Origin of the sequence: Pseudomonas sp. SB113, assembly GCF_040754745.1 — a bacterium.
Classification (GTDB): Bacteria; Pseudomonadota; Gammaproteobacteria; order Pseudomonadales; family Pseudomonadaceae; genus Aquipseudomonas; species Aquipseudomonas grimontii.
Window position 1 is genome coordinate 387096 of sequence record NZ_JBFMHW010000002.1, and the last position, 14441, is coordinate 401536.

Annotated in this window: 15 protein-coding genes; 9 read left to right on the top strand and 6 right to left on the bottom strand. The window is 63.4% G+C overall.

Annotation, left to right across the window (positions count from 1 at the left end):
* The first annotated feature begins 75 nt into the window (after positions 1-75).
* The 5 genes from pbpC to AB1462_RS04535 all read left to right on the top strand — a co-directional run bounded on the left by pbpC (position 76) and on the right by AB1462_RS04535 (position 4757).
* The gene (gene pbpC / locus AB1462_RS04515; RefSeq protein WP_367246252.1) at positions 76-2406 is read left to right on the top strand and encodes a peptidoglycan glycosyltransferase PbpC; all 2331 of its coding nucleotides are present in this window, start codon (positions 76-78) and stop codon (positions 2404-2406) included.
* A 70-nt stretch (positions 2407-2476) separates the two neighbouring features.
* A complete protein-coding gene (locus tag AB1462_RS04520; protein WP_003188211.1) occupies positions 2477-2785 on the top strand; it encodes a MazG-like family protein in 309 nt (102 codons plus the stop codon).
* Positions 2778-3527: a methyltransferase domain-containing protein gene (locus AB1462_RS04525; protein WP_090400789.1), complete on the top strand. Its 750-nt coding sequence runs from the start codon at positions 2778-2780 to the stop codon at positions 3525-3527. Before AB1462_RS04520 ends, AB1462_RS04525 begins: the two co-directional genes overlap by 8 nt.
* A 24-nt stretch (positions 3528-3551) precedes the next feature.
* Positions 3552-4154 (top strand): DUF4136 domain-containing protein, encoded by a 603-nt coding sequence (locus AB1462_RS04530; protein WP_027607983.1) that lies wholly within the window; start codon positions 3552-3554, stop codon positions 4152-4154.
* Between the two features lie 45 nt (positions 4155-4199).
* On the top strand, positions 4200-4757 hold the full coding sequence (locus AB1462_RS04535) for a DUF4136 domain-containing protein (RefSeq protein WP_090400788.1): 558 nt from the start codon (positions 4200-4202) through the stop codon (positions 4755-4757).
* A gap of 3 nt (positions 4758-4760) precedes the next feature.
* On the opposite strand, the gene AB1462_RS04540 is transcribed toward AB1462_RS04535, so the two are convergent.
* Positions 4761-5639 (bottom strand): MaoC/PaaZ C-terminal domain-containing protein, encoded by an 879-nt coding sequence (locus tag AB1462_RS04540; RefSeq protein ID WP_145336093.1) that lies wholly within the window; start codon positions 5637-5639, stop codon positions 4761-4763.
* 2 nt (positions 5640-5641) lie between these two features.
* Entirely contained in the window at positions 5642-6985 is a 1344-nt protein-coding gene (locus AB1462_RS04545; protein ID WP_259194422.1) for a 3-oxoacyl-ACP reductase, read from the bottom strand.
* Positions 6986-7088: 103 nt separating this feature from the next.
* Between AB1462_RS04545 and AB1462_RS04550 the strand changes: the two genes are divergently transcribed.
* Positions 7089-8366: an acetyl-CoA C-acetyltransferase gene (locus AB1462_RS04550; protein ID WP_090400785.1), complete on the top strand. Its 1278-nt coding sequence runs from the start codon at positions 7089-7091 to the stop codon at positions 8364-8366.
* 133 nt (positions 8367-8499) lie between these two features.
* Positions 8500-9399, top strand: a complete 900-nt coding sequence (locus AB1462_RS04555) for a PA4780 family RIO1-like protein kinase (protein WP_027607961.1) — start codon at positions 8500-8502, stop codon at positions 9397-9399.
* Between the two features lie 173 nt (positions 9400-9572).
* On the opposite strand, the gene cueR is transcribed toward AB1462_RS04555, so the two are convergent.
* The 3 genes from cueR to AB1462_RS04570 all read right to left on the bottom strand — a co-directional run bounded on the left by cueR (position 9573) and on the right by AB1462_RS04570 (position 12633).
* Complete coding sequence (cueR, locus tag AB1462_RS04560) at positions 9573-9974, bottom strand: Cu(I)-responsive transcriptional regulator (RefSeq protein ID WP_090400784.1); 402 nt, start codon at positions 9972-9974, stop codon at positions 9573-9575.
* Positions 9971-12187, bottom strand: coding sequence for a heavy metal translocating P-type ATPase (locus AB1462_RS04565; RefSeq protein ID WP_315339105.1), 2217 nt, complete (start codon positions 12185-12187; stop codon positions 9971-9973). Before AB1462_RS04565 ends, cueR begins: the two co-directional genes overlap by 4 nt.
* A 65-nt stretch (positions 12188-12252) precedes the next feature.
* Positions 12253-12633, bottom strand: a complete 381-nt coding sequence (locus AB1462_RS04570) for a hypothetical protein (RefSeq protein WP_027607958.1) — start codon at positions 12631-12633, stop codon at positions 12253-12255.
* Between the two features lie 147 nt (positions 12634-12780).
* Here AB1462_RS04570 and AB1462_RS04575 point away from each other — a divergent pair, with 147 nt between their 5' ends.
* Both AB1462_RS04575 and AB1462_RS04580 read left to right on the top strand, forming a co-directional pair.
* Entirely contained in the window at positions 12781-12972 is a 192-nt protein-coding gene (locus AB1462_RS04575) for a heavy-metal-associated domain-containing protein (protein WP_090400782.1), read from the top strand.
* Between the two features lie 84 nt (positions 12973-13056).
* Positions 13057-14250, top strand: a complete 1194-nt coding sequence (locus tag AB1462_RS04580; protein ID WP_146371491.1) for a multidrug effflux MFS transporter — start codon at positions 13057-13059, stop codon at positions 14248-14250.
* 8 nt (positions 14251-14258) lie between these two features.
* On the opposite strand, the gene AB1462_RS04585 is transcribed toward AB1462_RS04580, so the two are convergent.
* On the bottom strand, positions 14259-14441 hold the full coding sequence (locus tag AB1462_RS04585; protein ID WP_090400781.1) for a hypothetical protein: 183 nt from the start codon (positions 14439-14441) through the stop codon (positions 14259-14261).

Below are 14441 nucleotides of genomic sequence, written 5' to 3' on the forward strand. Positions count from 1 at the left end.
ACGAAATTGCCAGCACTGAGCCTTTGGTCGTTTATCCACAAGGCGAGTTCCCTTGAAGCATAGAGGTTTCGCCGCTTGAATTTGCGTTTACTTGTCCGCTGGAGCCTGGCGAGCCTGGTCTTGATGATTGCCCTGCTGTGGCTGGCCGATCGTATCTGGCCGTTGCCGTTGCCCCAGGATGACCTGGCGCGGGTGGTGCTGGCCGAGGATGGCACGCCGTTGTGGCGGTTTGCCGATGCCAACGGCGTGTGGCGTTACCCGGTGCAAACCCGCGAAGTGTCGCCGTATTACCTCGATGCACTGCTCACCTACGAAGACCGTTGGTTCTACCAGCACCCCGGTGTTAACCCGTTCGCGCTGGTGCGGGCGACGTGGCAGAACCTGACGGGAGCGCGGGTGGTGTCGGGTGGCAGTACGTTGTCGATGCAGGTGGCGCGCCTGCTTGACCCGCACTCGCGGACCTTCCACGGCAAGTTGCGCCAACTGTGGCGCACGGCGCAGTTGGAGTGGCACCTGTCCAAGGAACAGATTCTCACCCTGTACCTGAACCGCGCGCCGTTTGGCGGCACGTTGCAGGGCGTGGCGGCCGCCAGTTGGGCGTACCTGGGCAAGTCCCCGGCTCAGTTGACCCACGCCGAAGCGGCCTTGCTCGCGGTATTGCCCCAGGCGCCGAGCCGCCTGCGCCCGGATCGCCACCCCCAGCGCGCCCAGGAAGCCCGCGACAAAGTGTTGCGCCGCCTCGCCGAGTTCCAGGTGTGGCCGCAGTCGGCGGTGGATGAAGCCCTCGAAGAACCGTTGCTACTCGCCCCGCGCCTGGAGCCCAGCCTGGCGCCTCTGCTTGCCCGCCGCTTGAACCGTCCCGACAGCCCGCCGCTGATCCGCACAACCGTGGACGCCACCCTGCAACGCCGTCTTGAGGACCTGTTGCTGGGCTGGCGTGCGCGGTTACCGGAGCACACCTCTGCCGCGATCCTGGTGGTGGAAGAAGAAAGCATGGCCGTGCGGGCTTATCTGGGGTCGGTGGACATCAATGACGCCAAGCGCTTTGGCCATGTGGACATGATCAGCGCGCTGCGTTCGCCGGGCTCCACCTTAAAACCCTTCCTGTATGGCATGGCCCTGGACGAAGGCCTGATTCACTCTGAGTCGCTGTTGCAGGATGTGCCGCGGCGTTATGGCGATTATCGGCCGGGTAACTTTTCCATGGGCTTTACCGGCGCGGTGCCGGCGAGCACGGCGCTGTCCAGTTCGCTGAACCTGCCGGCGGTGCAACTGTTGGAAGCCTACGGGCCCAAGCGATTTGCCGCGCAGATGCGTATCGGCGGCGTGCCGTTGGCCTTGCCGGCGTTGGCCGAACCCAGCTTGGCGCTGATCCTCGGTGGCGCGGGCAGCCGGCTGGAGGATCTGGTCAGCGGCTACAGCGCCTTCGCACGTGACGGCCGGAGCGCAACGATTCGATTACAGCCGGACGACACGCTGAGAGAGCGGCCATTGCTGTCGCCAGGGGCTGCCTGGATTGTGCGGCGCATCCTCAGCGGTCAGGCGCGGCCGGACCGTGACCCGCGCGCCGAGCTGGTGCAGCGCCCGGTCCTGGCCTGGAAAACCGGGACCAGCTACGGTTTTCGCGATGCCTGGGCGATTGGCGTGGGGCCGCGTTACTTGATCGGTGTGTGGATCGGCCGTCCCGACGGCACGCCGGTGCCGGGGCAGTTTGGCTTGGCCTCGGCGGCGCCGCTGATGTTGCAGGTGCATGACGTGCTGACCAATCGCGACAGCCAGCGCGGTATCAGCGCGCAGGTTTTAGCGGTGCCGGCCAATGTCGGCGTGGCGGCGATCTGTTGGCCGCTGGGCCAGCCCATGAACCGCAGCGATCCGAATTGCCGCCGCCAGCGCTTTGCCTGGACCCTGGACAACACCACGCCGCCGACCATGCAGGCGCTGGACCAACCGTTGAGCGTCGGCTTGATGGAAAGTGTCTGGGTCAACGCCAAGGGGTTGAGGGTGGATGCTCATTGCCCGGGCGCCGTGCCCAGGAACATCGCCCTGTGGCCCGCACCGCTGGAGCCATGGCTACCGAGGATCGAACGCCGTGAAGCACGGATTCCCGTCGCCGACCTCGATTGCCCACCACCGGCGCTGGCGGCGTCTTCGCCGCTGTCGATTGTCGGCGTGCGCGAAGGCGACCAACTGCGCCTGCCCGCCGCCAGCCAGCAAACCCTGCGCCTGAAACTCTCCGCGCTGGGCGGCAGTGGTCGGCGTTGGTGGTTCCTCAATGGCGCACCGCTGGGTGATAGCGCCAATCAGGACAGTATCAATGCCAGCTTCGAACGCTTGGGCCGCTATCAGCTCAGCGTTCTCGACGAAGCAGGCCAGACTGCCCGGCTCGAATTCAACGTTGTCGATTAAATCGCTACAAGTGATTCACTTGCCTTCAAGGCTCATCCCCCCGAAGCTATACACCTTCAGGAGCCCCCGCATGAACCTCGAACACCTCACCGAACGCCTGCACCGCATCCGCGATACCAATGACTGGAAGCAATTCCACAGCCCGAAAAACCTGGCCATGGCCGCCAGCGTGGAAATGGCCGAACTGGTGGAAATCTTCCAATGGCTCACCGAAGACCAGTCCCGCCAGTTGCCCGCCGACAAACTCGCCCATGCCGGCCAGGAAGTGGGGGATATCGTGCTGTACCTGCTGTTGCTGTGCAGCGAGCTGGGCCTGGATATGAATGAGGTGGTGCGCGCCAAACTGGCCGACAGCGAGCGGCGGTTTGCCCATGAGTGACCGGCATTTCGACCAATTGGCCACGCGCTTCGCCGAGAAAATCTACGGCGGTGCAAAAGGTGCCATTCGCCTGGCGGTGCTCCAGGCCGACCTGGCTGAGGCGCTGCCGGAGCGCCCGTTGCGCGTGCTGGATATTGGCGCGGGCCTGGGGCATATGTCGCTGTGGCTGGCCGAACGCGGCCATCAGGTGACCCTGGCCGAGCCCGCCGAGCCCATGCTCGAAGGCGCGCGCCAACGCTTCGCCGAAGCCGGACAGAGCGCCACTTTTATCCACGCGCCGTGGCAAGACCTGCTCGGCCAGCTCACCGAGTCCTACGACCTGGTGCTGTGCCATGCCGTGCTGGAATGGCTGGCCGAACCCCACGCGATCCTGCCGGTGCTGCACCAACTGACGCTGCCCGGTGGCTGGTTGTCGCTGGCGTTCTACAATCGCGATGCGTTGATTTATCGCAACCTGCTCAAAGGCCACTTCCGCAAGATGCGCAAGAACGACATGGCCGGCGAAAAGCAGAGCCTGACCCCGCAACAGCCCCTCGACCCGCGTGAATTGGCGGCGCAACTCGAAGGGCTTTGGCAGGTCGAAAGCCAAAGTGGCGTACGGGTATTCCACGACTATATGCCGGTGGAATTCCAGGCCCGCGCGAACTTACCGGACCTTATTGAGATGGAACTCGCTCACCGTCGTCACCCAAGCTTTGCCGGACTTGGGCGTTATTTGCACTGGATCTGCCGTCCGGTTTAAGCGGCCCAGTCTGCGGAGGTCGAAATGCGTCGTCTCTGTTTGATCCTGTTATCCCTCGGGCTGGGCGCCTGCTCCAGCCCTAACCCTTATGTGGCGGCTTCTGCCCCCATGCCACCGGCGCCCGCGCAGGCGGCCACTACCTTCGATGCCAGCGCCTACCCGGCGCCGGTGCGCGACTATGGCGCCTACCGCAATTGGGCCTGGCGCAACGGCCAGTTGCCGGCCGGTACGGCCTGGGCGGATTCGGCGCAAGTCGCCGAAGCGGTCAGCGGCGCCCTTGACCAACGCGGCCTGCGCCCCTTGCACGACAACCGCCCGGCGGACCTGCTGGTGAGCGCCGATGTGCGTCTGGAGAAGCGCCTCAAGCAAGTCCAAGACGATTATGGCTACGGATACGGCGGCTATAACCGCTACGGTCCTGGCTACGGCATGTACAACTCGGTGCCGATCGTGCGCACCTATGAAGTTCAAGTGGTGGTGGTGCGTGTCAACCTGTTCGACGCCCGCAGCGGCCAGCCGGTGTGGAGTGCCAGCGCGGAAACCGGCAGCCAGGGCAGCCTCAGCGAGCGGGCGGATGCCTTGCGCCAGGCCGTGCAAAAGGCGATGACGGCCTATCCTCCGAGTTAACAGCTATTTTCATCTAAAGCCCGGGTCGTTCTTTGGAGATCAACCATGTTTCGTCGCATCGCTACGCTCGCTTTTGTTGTGCTGCTGGGCGGTTGCCAGACCAGCCAGGTCAACCACGATTTTGATGCCAGCCGCGACTTCGGCGCTTACCGCAGTTGGGCCTGGAAAGACCCGGCCCTGCAATACCGCCCCGATGATCCGCGGATCAAGAGCGACCTCACCGAACAACGCATCCGCCAGGCCGTTGGCGAACAGCTTGACCAGCGCGGCCTGCGCCCGGCAGCCGTCGGCACCAAGGCTGACCTGAACGTGCAGGCTTACCTGATCGTCGAAGACCGCCAGCAACAAGTCACCACCAACTATGGCGGTGCCTGGGGCGGCCCATGGAACGGCTACTGGGGCGGGCCGATGTACAACGAAACCCGCAACATTACCTACAAGGTGGCGACCCTCCAGATCGACCTGCTCGACGGCAAGGACGGCAAGCTGGTGTGGCGTGGCAGTGATGAACAGATGATGAGCAGCACGCCGAACCCGCAGGATCGTAATAACGCGATCCGCACGACGGTGACCCACATTCTCTCCAGCTATCCCCCACGCTGACAATCAGTCCGCGCCCGCTTCAGGGGCGGCAAGCGCTGCTATCGGTTGCCATGTGCCTACCATGTGCTCAATATCGCCGGCCCCTTTCAATAACAGCTCTCCGCTGGAGCCGGCGGCGCTGGCCAGCAATGTCACCTCACTGGGCAGGCGCACCGGTTTCCTGAATTCGACGTCTATTTCGATATTGGCGGCCGGCAAGTGTTCGCCCAAGGCGGCGAGGGTGTGCGCCTTGTTCCACAGTCCGTGGGCGATGGCCTGGGGGAAGCCGAACAGTCTGGCGGTCAGGGCGCTGAGGTGGATCGGGTTGTAGTCGCCGGACACTCTCGCGTAGCGGCGGCCGATATCGGCTGGGGCCTTCCAGCGAGTCAATTCGCTGATCTCGGCGGGGCTGGGACGGGCATCATCGGTCGCTTCGCCTTCGAGCTTTACACCCCGGCACAGCATACGGCTCTCGGCTTCCCACAGCAGGCCGAGAGAGTCTTCAACCGTGGTGACCACTTCAAAGGTCGCGCCCTTTGGGTGGGGCTTGAGGTTCTGCGTGTGCACGCCGATGGACAATTCGCTGACACCGCCCAGCGGGCGATGGATGCGGATGCGGTTGCTCAGGTGAATCAACCCCAGCAGCGGGAAGGGAAACTTTTTGTCGGTGAGCAACTGCATTTGCAGACCGAACGCGAGGATGTGCGGATAAGTTGCCGGCAGCAGGGGGCTCTCGGTAAACCCGCAGACTTTGCGGTACGCCGCCACCTGCTTGGGGTCGACGCTCACCCGGCAGCGCAACCCTTGCTCGGGCAGCGTGTTGCCGGTGATCTTGCGCTTGAGCGCCGCTCGCCAATACAACGGCGGCAGAAACGGCGTACTGCCTAAGGTTTGCCAGTCCATGCTCATGCTCCTAACAGACTTTGCCCACACACCCGCAGCGCTTGCCCGCTGACCGCACCGGAACCCGGCTGGCCCAGCCAGGCCACCGCTTCGGCGACATCCTGCGGCAAACCGCCCTGGCCCAGTGAACTCATGCGTCGCCCGGCCTCACGCAGGGCAAATGGAATATGCGCGGTCATCTGGGTTTCGATAAAGCCAGGGGCTACGGCGTTGATACTGATCCCGCGTTCTTCCAGTAACGGCGCCCACGCCTGCACCAGGCCGATCAAACCGGCCTTGCTCGCGGCATAGTTGGTTTGCCCGCGATTGCCGGCGATGCCGCTGATGGAGGCCAGCACCACCACACGGGCGTTGTCGTGCAGGGTGCCGCTGTCGAGCAGTGCCTTGGTCAGCACTTGCGGTGCATTGAGGTTGACCGCCAGCACCGCGTCCCAGTATTCCGGGGTCATGTTGGCCAGGGTTTTGTCACGGGTGATCCCGGCGTTGTGCACCAGGATGTCGAGGCCGTCGGGCAGGTGTTCGATCAACTGGCCGGCGGCGTCTTCGGCGCAGATGTCCAGCACGATTGTGCGCGCACCCAGGCGTGCGGCGAGGGCCTCGAGGTCGGCCTTGGCCTGGGGCACGTCGAGCAGGATCACGTCAGCGCCGTCGCGGGCCAGGGTTTCAGCGATGGAGGCGCCAATGCCACGGGCGGCGCCGGTGACCAACGCCTTGCGCCCGGCGAGGGGGCGGGTCCAGTCTTCGACGGGCGTGGCACAGGCCTTCAGGCGAATTACCTGGCCGGAGATATAGGCGCTTTTCGGTGAGAGGAAGAAGCGCAGCGCGCCTTCCAGTTGGTCTTCGGCACCGTCGCCGACGTAGAGCAATTGCAACACGCCGCCGTTACGCAGTTCCTTGGCCAGCGACCGGCTGAAACCTTCAAGGGCACGCTGGGCGCTGGCGGCGAACGGGTCGCTGAGGCTCTCGGGTGCGCGGCCAAGAATCACCAGGTGGGCACTGTTATCCAGGTTTTTCAGCAACGGTTGGAAAAACTCACGCAGTTGCTTGAGCTGGTCGGTGTGTTGCAGGTCGCTGGCATCGAACACCACGGCCTTGAGCTTGGGACCGTGGCCGGGAATCCACGTCGACGCCTCGGCGCCGTAGGTGTAAATGGCGTCCGTGAGCCTGTTGGCAAACGCCTGTACGTTGCTTGCCAGCGCGCCACCTCCCAGCAGCAATGCACCTTCCACCGGACGCAGGCGCCCGGCCTGCCAGCGTTCCAGGCGTACCGGTGACGGCAGGCCAAGGGCGGCGACCAGGCGATGGCCGAGGCTTGAGTTGGCGAAGTCGATATAACGGTCAGACATGGAACGCTCTCCGAAGGCTGGGGTTCAAAGGGTTGACCATCCCAGGGTAGCAGTCGTTCGACTAGGCTCAGTTATCCAGACCACAACCGACAGGGAGCTTTCCATGACTCAATTGCGCCGTGTAGCGATCATTGGCGGTAACCGCATTCCTTTCGCCCGCTCCAATGGCCCCTACGCCACGGCGAGCAACCAGGCGATGCTGACCGCGGCCTTGGAGGGCCTGATCGAACGCTACAACCTGCACGGCCTGCGCATGGGCGAGGTGGCCGCCGGCGCGGTGCTCAAGCATTCCCGCGACTTCAACCTCACCCGTGAATGCGTGCTGGGTTCACGCCTGTCGCCGCAAACCCCCGCCTATGACATTCAGCAGGCCTGCGGCACGGGGCTCGAAGCGGCGTTGCTGGTGGCCAACAAGATCGCCCTGGGCCAGATTGAATGCGGGATTGCCGGTGGGGTGGATACCACGTCCGACGCACCTATCGGCGTGAATGAAGGGCTGCGCAAGATCCTGCTGCAAGCCAATCGCAGCAAATCCATGGCGGATAAATTAAAAGTCCTGTTACAACTTCGTCCCCATCACCTCAAGCCTGAGCTGCCGCGTAACGGTGAGCCGCGCACGGGGTTGTCCATGGGCCAGCATTGCGAATTGATGGCGCAGACCTGGCAGATTCCCCGCGCCGAGCAGGACCAACTCGCCCTTGAGAGCCACCAGAAAATGGCTGCCGCCTATGCCGAAGGCTGGCATAACGATCTGCTGACGCCGTTTCTGGGCCTGACCCGCGACAACAATCTGCGCCCCGACCTGACCCTGGAAAAACTCGCCGCGCTCAAGCCGGCGTTCGAACGCAGCGAAAAAGGCACGCTCACGGCCGGCAATTCCACACCGCTCACGGATGGTGCATCCCTGGTGCTGTTGGGCAGCGAAGCCTGGGCCCAGGCGCGTGGTTTGCCGATCCTGGCCTACCTGCGCGATGGCGAAGCGGCGGCGGTGGATTTCGTCAACGGCGCCGAAGGCCTGCTGATGGCGCCGGTGTATGCGGTGCCACGTTTGCTGGCGAGGAATGGTCTGACGCTGCAGGACTTTGATTACTACGAGATCCACGAAGCCTTCGCTGCCCAGGTGTTGTGCACGCTCAAGGCGTGGGAGGATGCGGACTACTGCAAGACGCGCCTCGGGCTGGACGCGCCATTAGGGGCCATCGACCGCAGTCGCCTGAACGTCAAAGGCAGTTCGCTGGCGGCCGGTCACCCGTTTGCCGCCACCGGTGGGCGCATTGTCGCCAACCTGGCCAAATTGCTCGACGCAGCGGGCAAGGGCCGCGGGCTGATTTCGATCTGCGCCGCCGGCGGGCAGGGCGTGACGGCGATCATCGAACGTTGAATTCACCGAAATTGGCATATTGGATGCATTCTTGAGTGGTCAGAGGTCGGTAGCCCCTCCCACCAGCGAGCCGATTGCCGTATAACGAGTGCCATACGCGTATTTGGTAATAAAGGACCCACAATAAAAGCTGATGAAGACTCCTAAACGCATTGAACCCCTGATCGAAGACGGTCTGGTCGACGAAGTGCTGCGCCCACTCATGAGTGGTAAAGAAGCAGCTGTTTATGTGGTGCGCTGCGGCAATGAATTGCGTTGCGCCAAGGTTTACAAGGAGGCGAATAAACGAAGTTTTCGTCAAGCGTCTGAATACCAGGAGGGCCGTAAGGTCCGTAACAGCCGGCAGGCCCGGGCCATGGCCAAGGGCTCGAAATTCGGCAAGAAAGAAACCGAAGATGCCTGGCAGAACGCTGAAGTAGCAGCGTTGTTCCGTCTGGCCGGTGCGGGCGTTCGCGTGCCCAAGCCGTACGACTTCCTCGAAGGCGTGTTGTTGATGGAACTGGTAGCCGACGAGTACGGCGATGCTGCGCCACGCCTGAATGACGTGACCTTGGAGCCGGACCAGGCGCGTGAATACCACGCCTTCCTGATTTCCCAGATCGTGCTGATGCTGTGTACCGGCCTGGTGCACGGTGACCTGTCCGAATTCAACGTGCTGCTCACGCCTACGGGCCCGGTGATCATCGACCTGCCCCAGGCAGTGGATGCGGCGGGCAACAACCACGCGTTCAACATGTTGGAGCGGGATGTGGGCAACATGGCTTCCTACTTCGGGCGTTTTGCCCCGGAATTGAAGAAGACCAAGTACGCCAAGGAAATGTGGGCGCTCTACGAAGCCGGCACCTTGCACCCGGCCAGCGTATTGACCGGCGAGTTCGACGAGCCGGAAGAGCTGGCGGACGTGGGCGGTGTGATCCGTGAGATCGAAGCGGCGCGGCTGGATGAAGAGCGGCGCCAGGCCATTCGGGCGGCGGATGATGCGCCACCGAGCAAAGCGTCGGAAGAACCACCGCCGCCGCCTTGGATGCAATGATCCCTGGCTGGATGAAGATCAAAATGTGGGAGGGGCGGTGCGACGATTCGACTTGCTCCCGATAGGGTGTGTCAGTTACAGATATTGAGACTGATACACCGCTATCGGGAGCAAGTCGAATCGTCGCACCGCCCCTCCCACATTTGGTTTTGCATGTATTCAGATAGATTCCGTCACGCGCAGCAGCTTCCCGACGCCAACTCCTTGAGTATCGGACAATCCGGCCGATCATCGCCGTGGCAGTGCTCTACCAGGTCCTGCAACGTATCGCGCAGTTGCCCCAATTCCAGGATCTTCTGGTTCAGCTCATCGATATGTTGGCGCGCCAAGGCTTTCACATCGGCGCTGGCCCGTTGCCGGTCCTGCCACAGGGTCAGCAGTTTGCCGACTTCTTCCAATGAAAACCCCAGGTCCCGCGAGCGTTTGATAAACGCCAGGGTGTGCAGGTCGTCGTCGCCGTAGATGCGGTAGCCGCTGTCGGTGCGATGGGCCGCTTTGAGCAGGCCGATGGACTCGTAGTAGCGAATCATCTTCGCGCTCAGCCCGCTTTGCCGGGCGGCTTGGCCGATGTTCATGGGCGTTGATCCTCCAAATCCGACTGTTTCCAAGTGCTGGGTTTCCAGGTTTTCAACAGCAAGGCATTGCTCACGACGCTGACGCTGGACAAGGCCATCGCCGCGCCCGCGAGCACCGGGTTGAGCAGGCCGAATGCGGCCAGGGGAATGCCGATCAAGTTATACACAAAGGCCCAGAACAGGTTCTGGCGGATTTTGGCGTAGGTCTTGCGGCTGATCTCCAAGGCGGCCGGGACCAGGCGTGGGTCGCCGCGCATCAGGGTGATGCCGGCGGCATGCATGGCCACGTCGGTGCCGCCGCCCATGGCGATACCGATATCGGCCGCAGCCAGGGCCGGGGCGTCGTTGATACCGTCACCCACCATCGCCACCACGCCGGTTTTTTTCAGTTCGGCGACGGTGGCGGCTTTATCGGCGGGCAGGACTTCGGCGTGTACGTCATCGATGCCCAACGCTTCGGCGACTACGCGCGCGCTGCCGCGATTGTCGCCGGTGAGCAAGTGGCTGCCAATGTTTCGGGCCTTGAGCTGTGCCACCGCTTCCAACGCGCCAGGCTTGAGTGTGTCACCAAAGGCAAACAGCCCGAGCACACGCGGTTGCGCGCCTTGCTCGATCAGCCAGGACAACGTGCGGCCCTCGGCTTCCCAGGCCGTGGCGGAGTCGGCCAGCCCACCCGCGTCCAGGCCGCTTTCTTCCAGCAGGCGCCGATTTCCCAGGGCCAGTTGGCGGCCGTCGAGGCGACCGGCAATGCCACGTCCGGCCAGGGATTGGCTGGCACTCACGTCCGCCACCGTCAGCCCTTGCTCGCTGCACGCATCCAGCACGGCCTTGGCCAACGGGTGTTCGCTGCCACGTTGCAGCGCACCGGCCTGTCGCAGCAATGTGGCTTCATCGCCATCCACCGCCGCCAAATGGGCAATTTTCGGGGTGCCGGAAGTGAGGGTGCCGGTTTTGTCGAAGACCACGGTGCTCACTTCATGGGCGCGCTCCAGCGCTACGGCGTCCTTGATCAGGATGCCGTAGCGTGCGGCGACGCCGGTGCCGGCCATGATGGCGGTCGGTGTGGCCAGCCCGAGGGCGCAAGGACAGGCGATCACCAGCACCGCCACGGCGTTGATGATCGCGGTCTCCAGGGGAGCACCGTATAACCACCAGCCCACCAGGGTGATCAGCGCCAGCACCAGTACGGTGGGGACGAATACCTGGCTGACTTTATCCACCAGTTTCTGGATGGGGGCCTTGGCCGCCTGGGCGTCTTCCACCAGGCGGATGATGCGCGCCAGTACGCTTTCGGCGCCGAGCGCGGTGGTGCGCACCAGCAGGCGGCCTTCGCCATTGATGGCGCCGCCGGTGACGGCGTCGCCAGGTTGTTTCGGCACCGGCAGGCTTTCGCCGCTGATCAGCGCTTCATCGGCATGGCTCTGGCCGTCTACCACTTCACCGTCCACCGGGAACCGTTCGCCGGGTTTGACCAGCACCAGGTCATCGAGCGTGAGCGCGCTGATGGCCACATCGTCCTCGCGGCCATCCTTTACACGAATGGCGCGTTCAGGGCGCAGGGCTTCCAGGGCGCGGATAGCGCTGGCGGTCTGGCGTTTGGCGCGGCTCTCCAGGTATTTACCGAGCAACACCAGGGCGATCACCACGGCCGACGCTTCGAAGTACAGATGGGGCATGGTGCCCACGGGCGCGGTCAGCCATTCATAGAGACTCAGGCCGTAACCGGCGCTGGTGCCGATGGCCACCAGCAGGTCCATATTGCCGGCACCGGCACGCACGGCTTTCCACGCCGCGATATAGAAGCGCGCACCGAAGATGAATTGCACAGGGGTGGCCAGGGCGAATTGCACCCAGGCCGGCAGCATCCAGTGCAGGCCGAAGGGTTGCACCAGCATCGGCAGAACCAGGGGCAGTGCCAGCACAATCGCCAGCAGCAGCGACCAGCGCTCGCGGTGCAGGCGTTGGGCCTGATCGGCCTCGGTCTTGGTTTCGCTTTGCGGCAGGCTGGCGGTGTAGCCGGCTTTGTCGACGGCGGCGATCAGCACGGCCGGATCGATCTGGCCCAGCACTTCGACGTGCGCGCGCTCGTTGGCCAGGTTGACGCTGACGCTTTGCACCCCCGGCACTTTGCCCAGCGCGCGCTCGACACGCCCGGCACAGCTGGCGCAGGTCATGCCGCCGATGGGCAGGTCAAAGGTGGTGGATCCATTCATGGGGCAGTCCTCCAGAGAAGTTGCCCCTAGGATCAACCTTGACCTGTGGGGAAGGTCAAGCGTCTTCAGTATTCCAGTGCGGCGGGTTTGAGGTACATGCCTTCCGGGCCCTGGGCAATGCGCAGCTTGCGTACGTCGCCGGCCTTGAGCGTGATGTTCTGTGCCGGCGGCGCGAGCAGGCCAGGCAAGCAACCCGGTGACTGGCCCGGCAGCAGTTTCAGGCGCAACGACACATTGCCGGCGGGCAGGTTGAACGAGGTGGACTGTTCCTGGAACAGGCGTCCGGCCAACTGGTCCTGGATGTACAGGCCGATCTCGCAATTGGTCGGTACTTCCAGGCGTTCGCGGGAAATGATCAGCACCGCATAGTCTTCTGCGGCGAGGGCCTGAGGCGCAGCGGCAGACAAGCTCATCAGGCCGACAAGGCCAAAAAACGACCAGCGCATGGCGAATGCTCCGTGGTTTGAATCAAAGATGGGTGAAGCTTGGCCGACGCCGCCGTGTAATACCAGCCCGGCCGAAAGTTTCAGAACTTGACCTTGCCATCGTGGCAAGGTCGAGACTGGGTTCAACCTCATTAAAGGAGTCACGTCATGCAAGTATTCAGCGTTGAAGGAATGACCTGCGGCCATTGTGTTCGGGCCGTGACCCAGGCGGTGCAGAACCAGGATCCTACGGCCGAAGTGAAGGTGGATCTCGCGGCGAAGCAAGTCAGCGTGCAGAGTCAACTGAGTCGTGAGGCGATCATTGGGTTGATCAAGGAAGAAGGCTACGCCGCAGTCTGATTTTAATAGTTAGCGAGCTATCGTAATGTTCAAGGCACCCAGGCCCGGCTAGACTGTCGGGCTGCCGACTCTCTTGGGTGCCTGATGAACCTTCGTATAATTCTGATTCTGGGGGCCTTGAGCGCCTTCGCGCCGCTGGCGATCGATTTTTACCTGCCGGGCTTTCCGGCGATGGCGACAGCCTTCGGTACCGACGAAAAACATATCCAGCTGACCCTGGCCGTGTATTTCGCGGGCCTGGCCATCGGCCAGTTGATCTACGGCCCGCTGGCGGACCGCTTTGGTCGGCGCGGCCCGCTGCTCAGCGGCGTGACCCTGTTTACCCTGGCGTCCTTTGCCTGCGCGTACGCGCCGTCCCTGGAATGGCTGATTGGCGCACGTTTCGTGCAGGCCCTCGGCGGTTGCGCAGGCATGGTGATTTCCCGCGCAGTGGTCAGTGACAAATGTGATGCGGTGGGCTCGGCCAAGGTGTACTCGCAACTAATGCTGGTGACCGGCCTGGCGCCGATCCTGGCGCCATTGGCGGGTGGTGTGATGGTCGGGTTGTGGGGCTGGCAGTCGATTTTCCTCGCGCTGTCGATCTTCAGCGTGATGGCGGCGATTGCCGTGGCGGTCGGTTTGCCGGAGACCTTTCCGGCCCATCAGCCGCGTCAACCCTTGTCCGGGTCGCTGCGCCGCTACGGCGCGCTGTTGTCGGATCGGGTCTACCTCGGTTATGCCCTGACCGGGGGCATTTCGATTGCCGGGATGTTTGCCTACATCGCCGGCTCCCCGTTCGTATTTATCAAACTCTATGGCGTACCCGCTGAGCATTACGGCTGGCTGTTCGGCTCCAACGCCGCCGGCTTCATCCTGGTTGCCCAGGTTAACGCGCGGCTGCTGGCCAAGCGTGGCCCGGCGTTTCTGCTGTCGCGCACGGTGTGGGTCTATCTGCTGGCGGCGCTGTCACTGCTGGGCATCGCGGCCTTGCGCACCGATGCGTTGTGGCCGTTGCTGGTGCCGCTGTTCATCTGTATCGCCAGCTTGGGCTGCATTCTGCCCAACACCTCGGCCTGCGCCATGAGCGGGCAGGGTGCCCGGGCCGGCAGTGCGTCGGCCTTGCTCGGTTGCATTCAGTTTGGCGTGGCGGCAGGGGCGGCTTCGTTGGTGGGCGTGCTGCACGACGGCACGGCCATGCCGATGGCGATGGTCATCAGTTTGTGTGGGGTATTGGCGGTGACGATTGCGATGTCGACCCAGCGCCTGCAACGGGCAAGGGCCATGCAGGCGCAGGACTGAAATGCAGGTCAGCCAGCGGCGGAGCGTTGCTGGCTGATCGGGAAACGGTGGGGAGCCTGGATACGGGCTTGCAGGGTATCGGCAAAGGCGCGGGCCTCAGCCTCGCTGCGGAAGGTGAACGCATCGCCGTCGAGACGAACCTGCCATTTATTGCCTTGAGATTTTGCTAACGCTTTTATCAGGATCTTCAT

Bases quoted from the DNA above. Each gene is read 5' to 3' on its own strand.
- AB1462_RS04520 (WP_003188211.1), top strand. From the start codon at position 2,477: ATGAACCTCGAACACCTCACCGAACGCCTGCACCGCATCCGCGATACC.
- AB1462_RS04525 (WP_090400789.1), top strand. From the start codon at position 2,778: ATGAGTGACCGGCATTTCGACCAATTGGCCACGCGCTTCGCCGAGAAA.
- AB1462_RS04530 (WP_027607983.1), top strand. From the start codon at position 3,552: ATGCGTCGTCTCTGTTTGATCCTGTTATCCCTCGGGCTGGGCGCCTGC.
- AB1462_RS04535 (WP_090400788.1), top strand. From the start codon at position 4,200: ATGTTTCGTCGCATCGCTACGCTCGCTTTTGTTGTGCTGCTGGGCGGT.
- AB1462_RS04540 (WP_145336093.1), bottom strand. From the start codon at position 5,639: ATGGACTGGCAAACCTTAGGCAGTACGCCGTTTCTGCCGCCGTTGTAT.
- AB1462_RS04545 (WP_259194422.1), bottom strand. From the start codon at position 6,985: ATGTCTGACCGTTATATCGACTTCGCCAACTCAAGCCTCGGCCATCGC.
- AB1462_RS04550 (WP_090400785.1), top strand. From the start codon at position 7,089: ATGACTCAATTGCGCCGTGTAGCGATCATTGGCGGTAACCGCATTCCT.
- AB1462_RS04555 (WP_027607961.1), top strand. From the start codon at position 8,500: ATGAAGACTCCTAAACGCATTGAACCCCTGATCGAAGACGGTCTGGTC.
- cueR (WP_090400784.1), bottom strand. From the start codon at position 9,974: ATGAACATCGGCCAAGCCGCCCGGCAAAGCGGGCTGAGCGCGAAGATG.
- AB1462_RS04565 (WP_315339105.1), bottom strand. From the start codon at position 12,187: ATGAATGGATCCACCACCTTTGACCTGCCCATCGGCGGCATGACCTGC.
- AB1462_RS04570 (WP_027607958.1), bottom strand. From the start codon at position 12,633: ATGCGCTGGTCGTTTTTTGGCCTTGTCGGCCTGATGAGCTTGTCTGCC.
- AB1462_RS04575 (WP_090400782.1), top strand. From the start codon at position 12,781: ATGCAAGTATTCAGCGTTGAAGGAATGACCTGCGGCCATTGTGTTCGG.
- AB1462_RS04580 (WP_146371491.1), top strand. From the start codon at position 13,057: ATGAACCTTCGTATAATTCTGATTCTGGGGGCCTTGAGCGCCTTCGCG.
- AB1462_RS04585 (WP_090400781.1), bottom strand. From the start codon at position 14,441: ATGAAGATCCTGATAAAAGCGTTAGCAAAATCTCAAGGCAATAAATGG.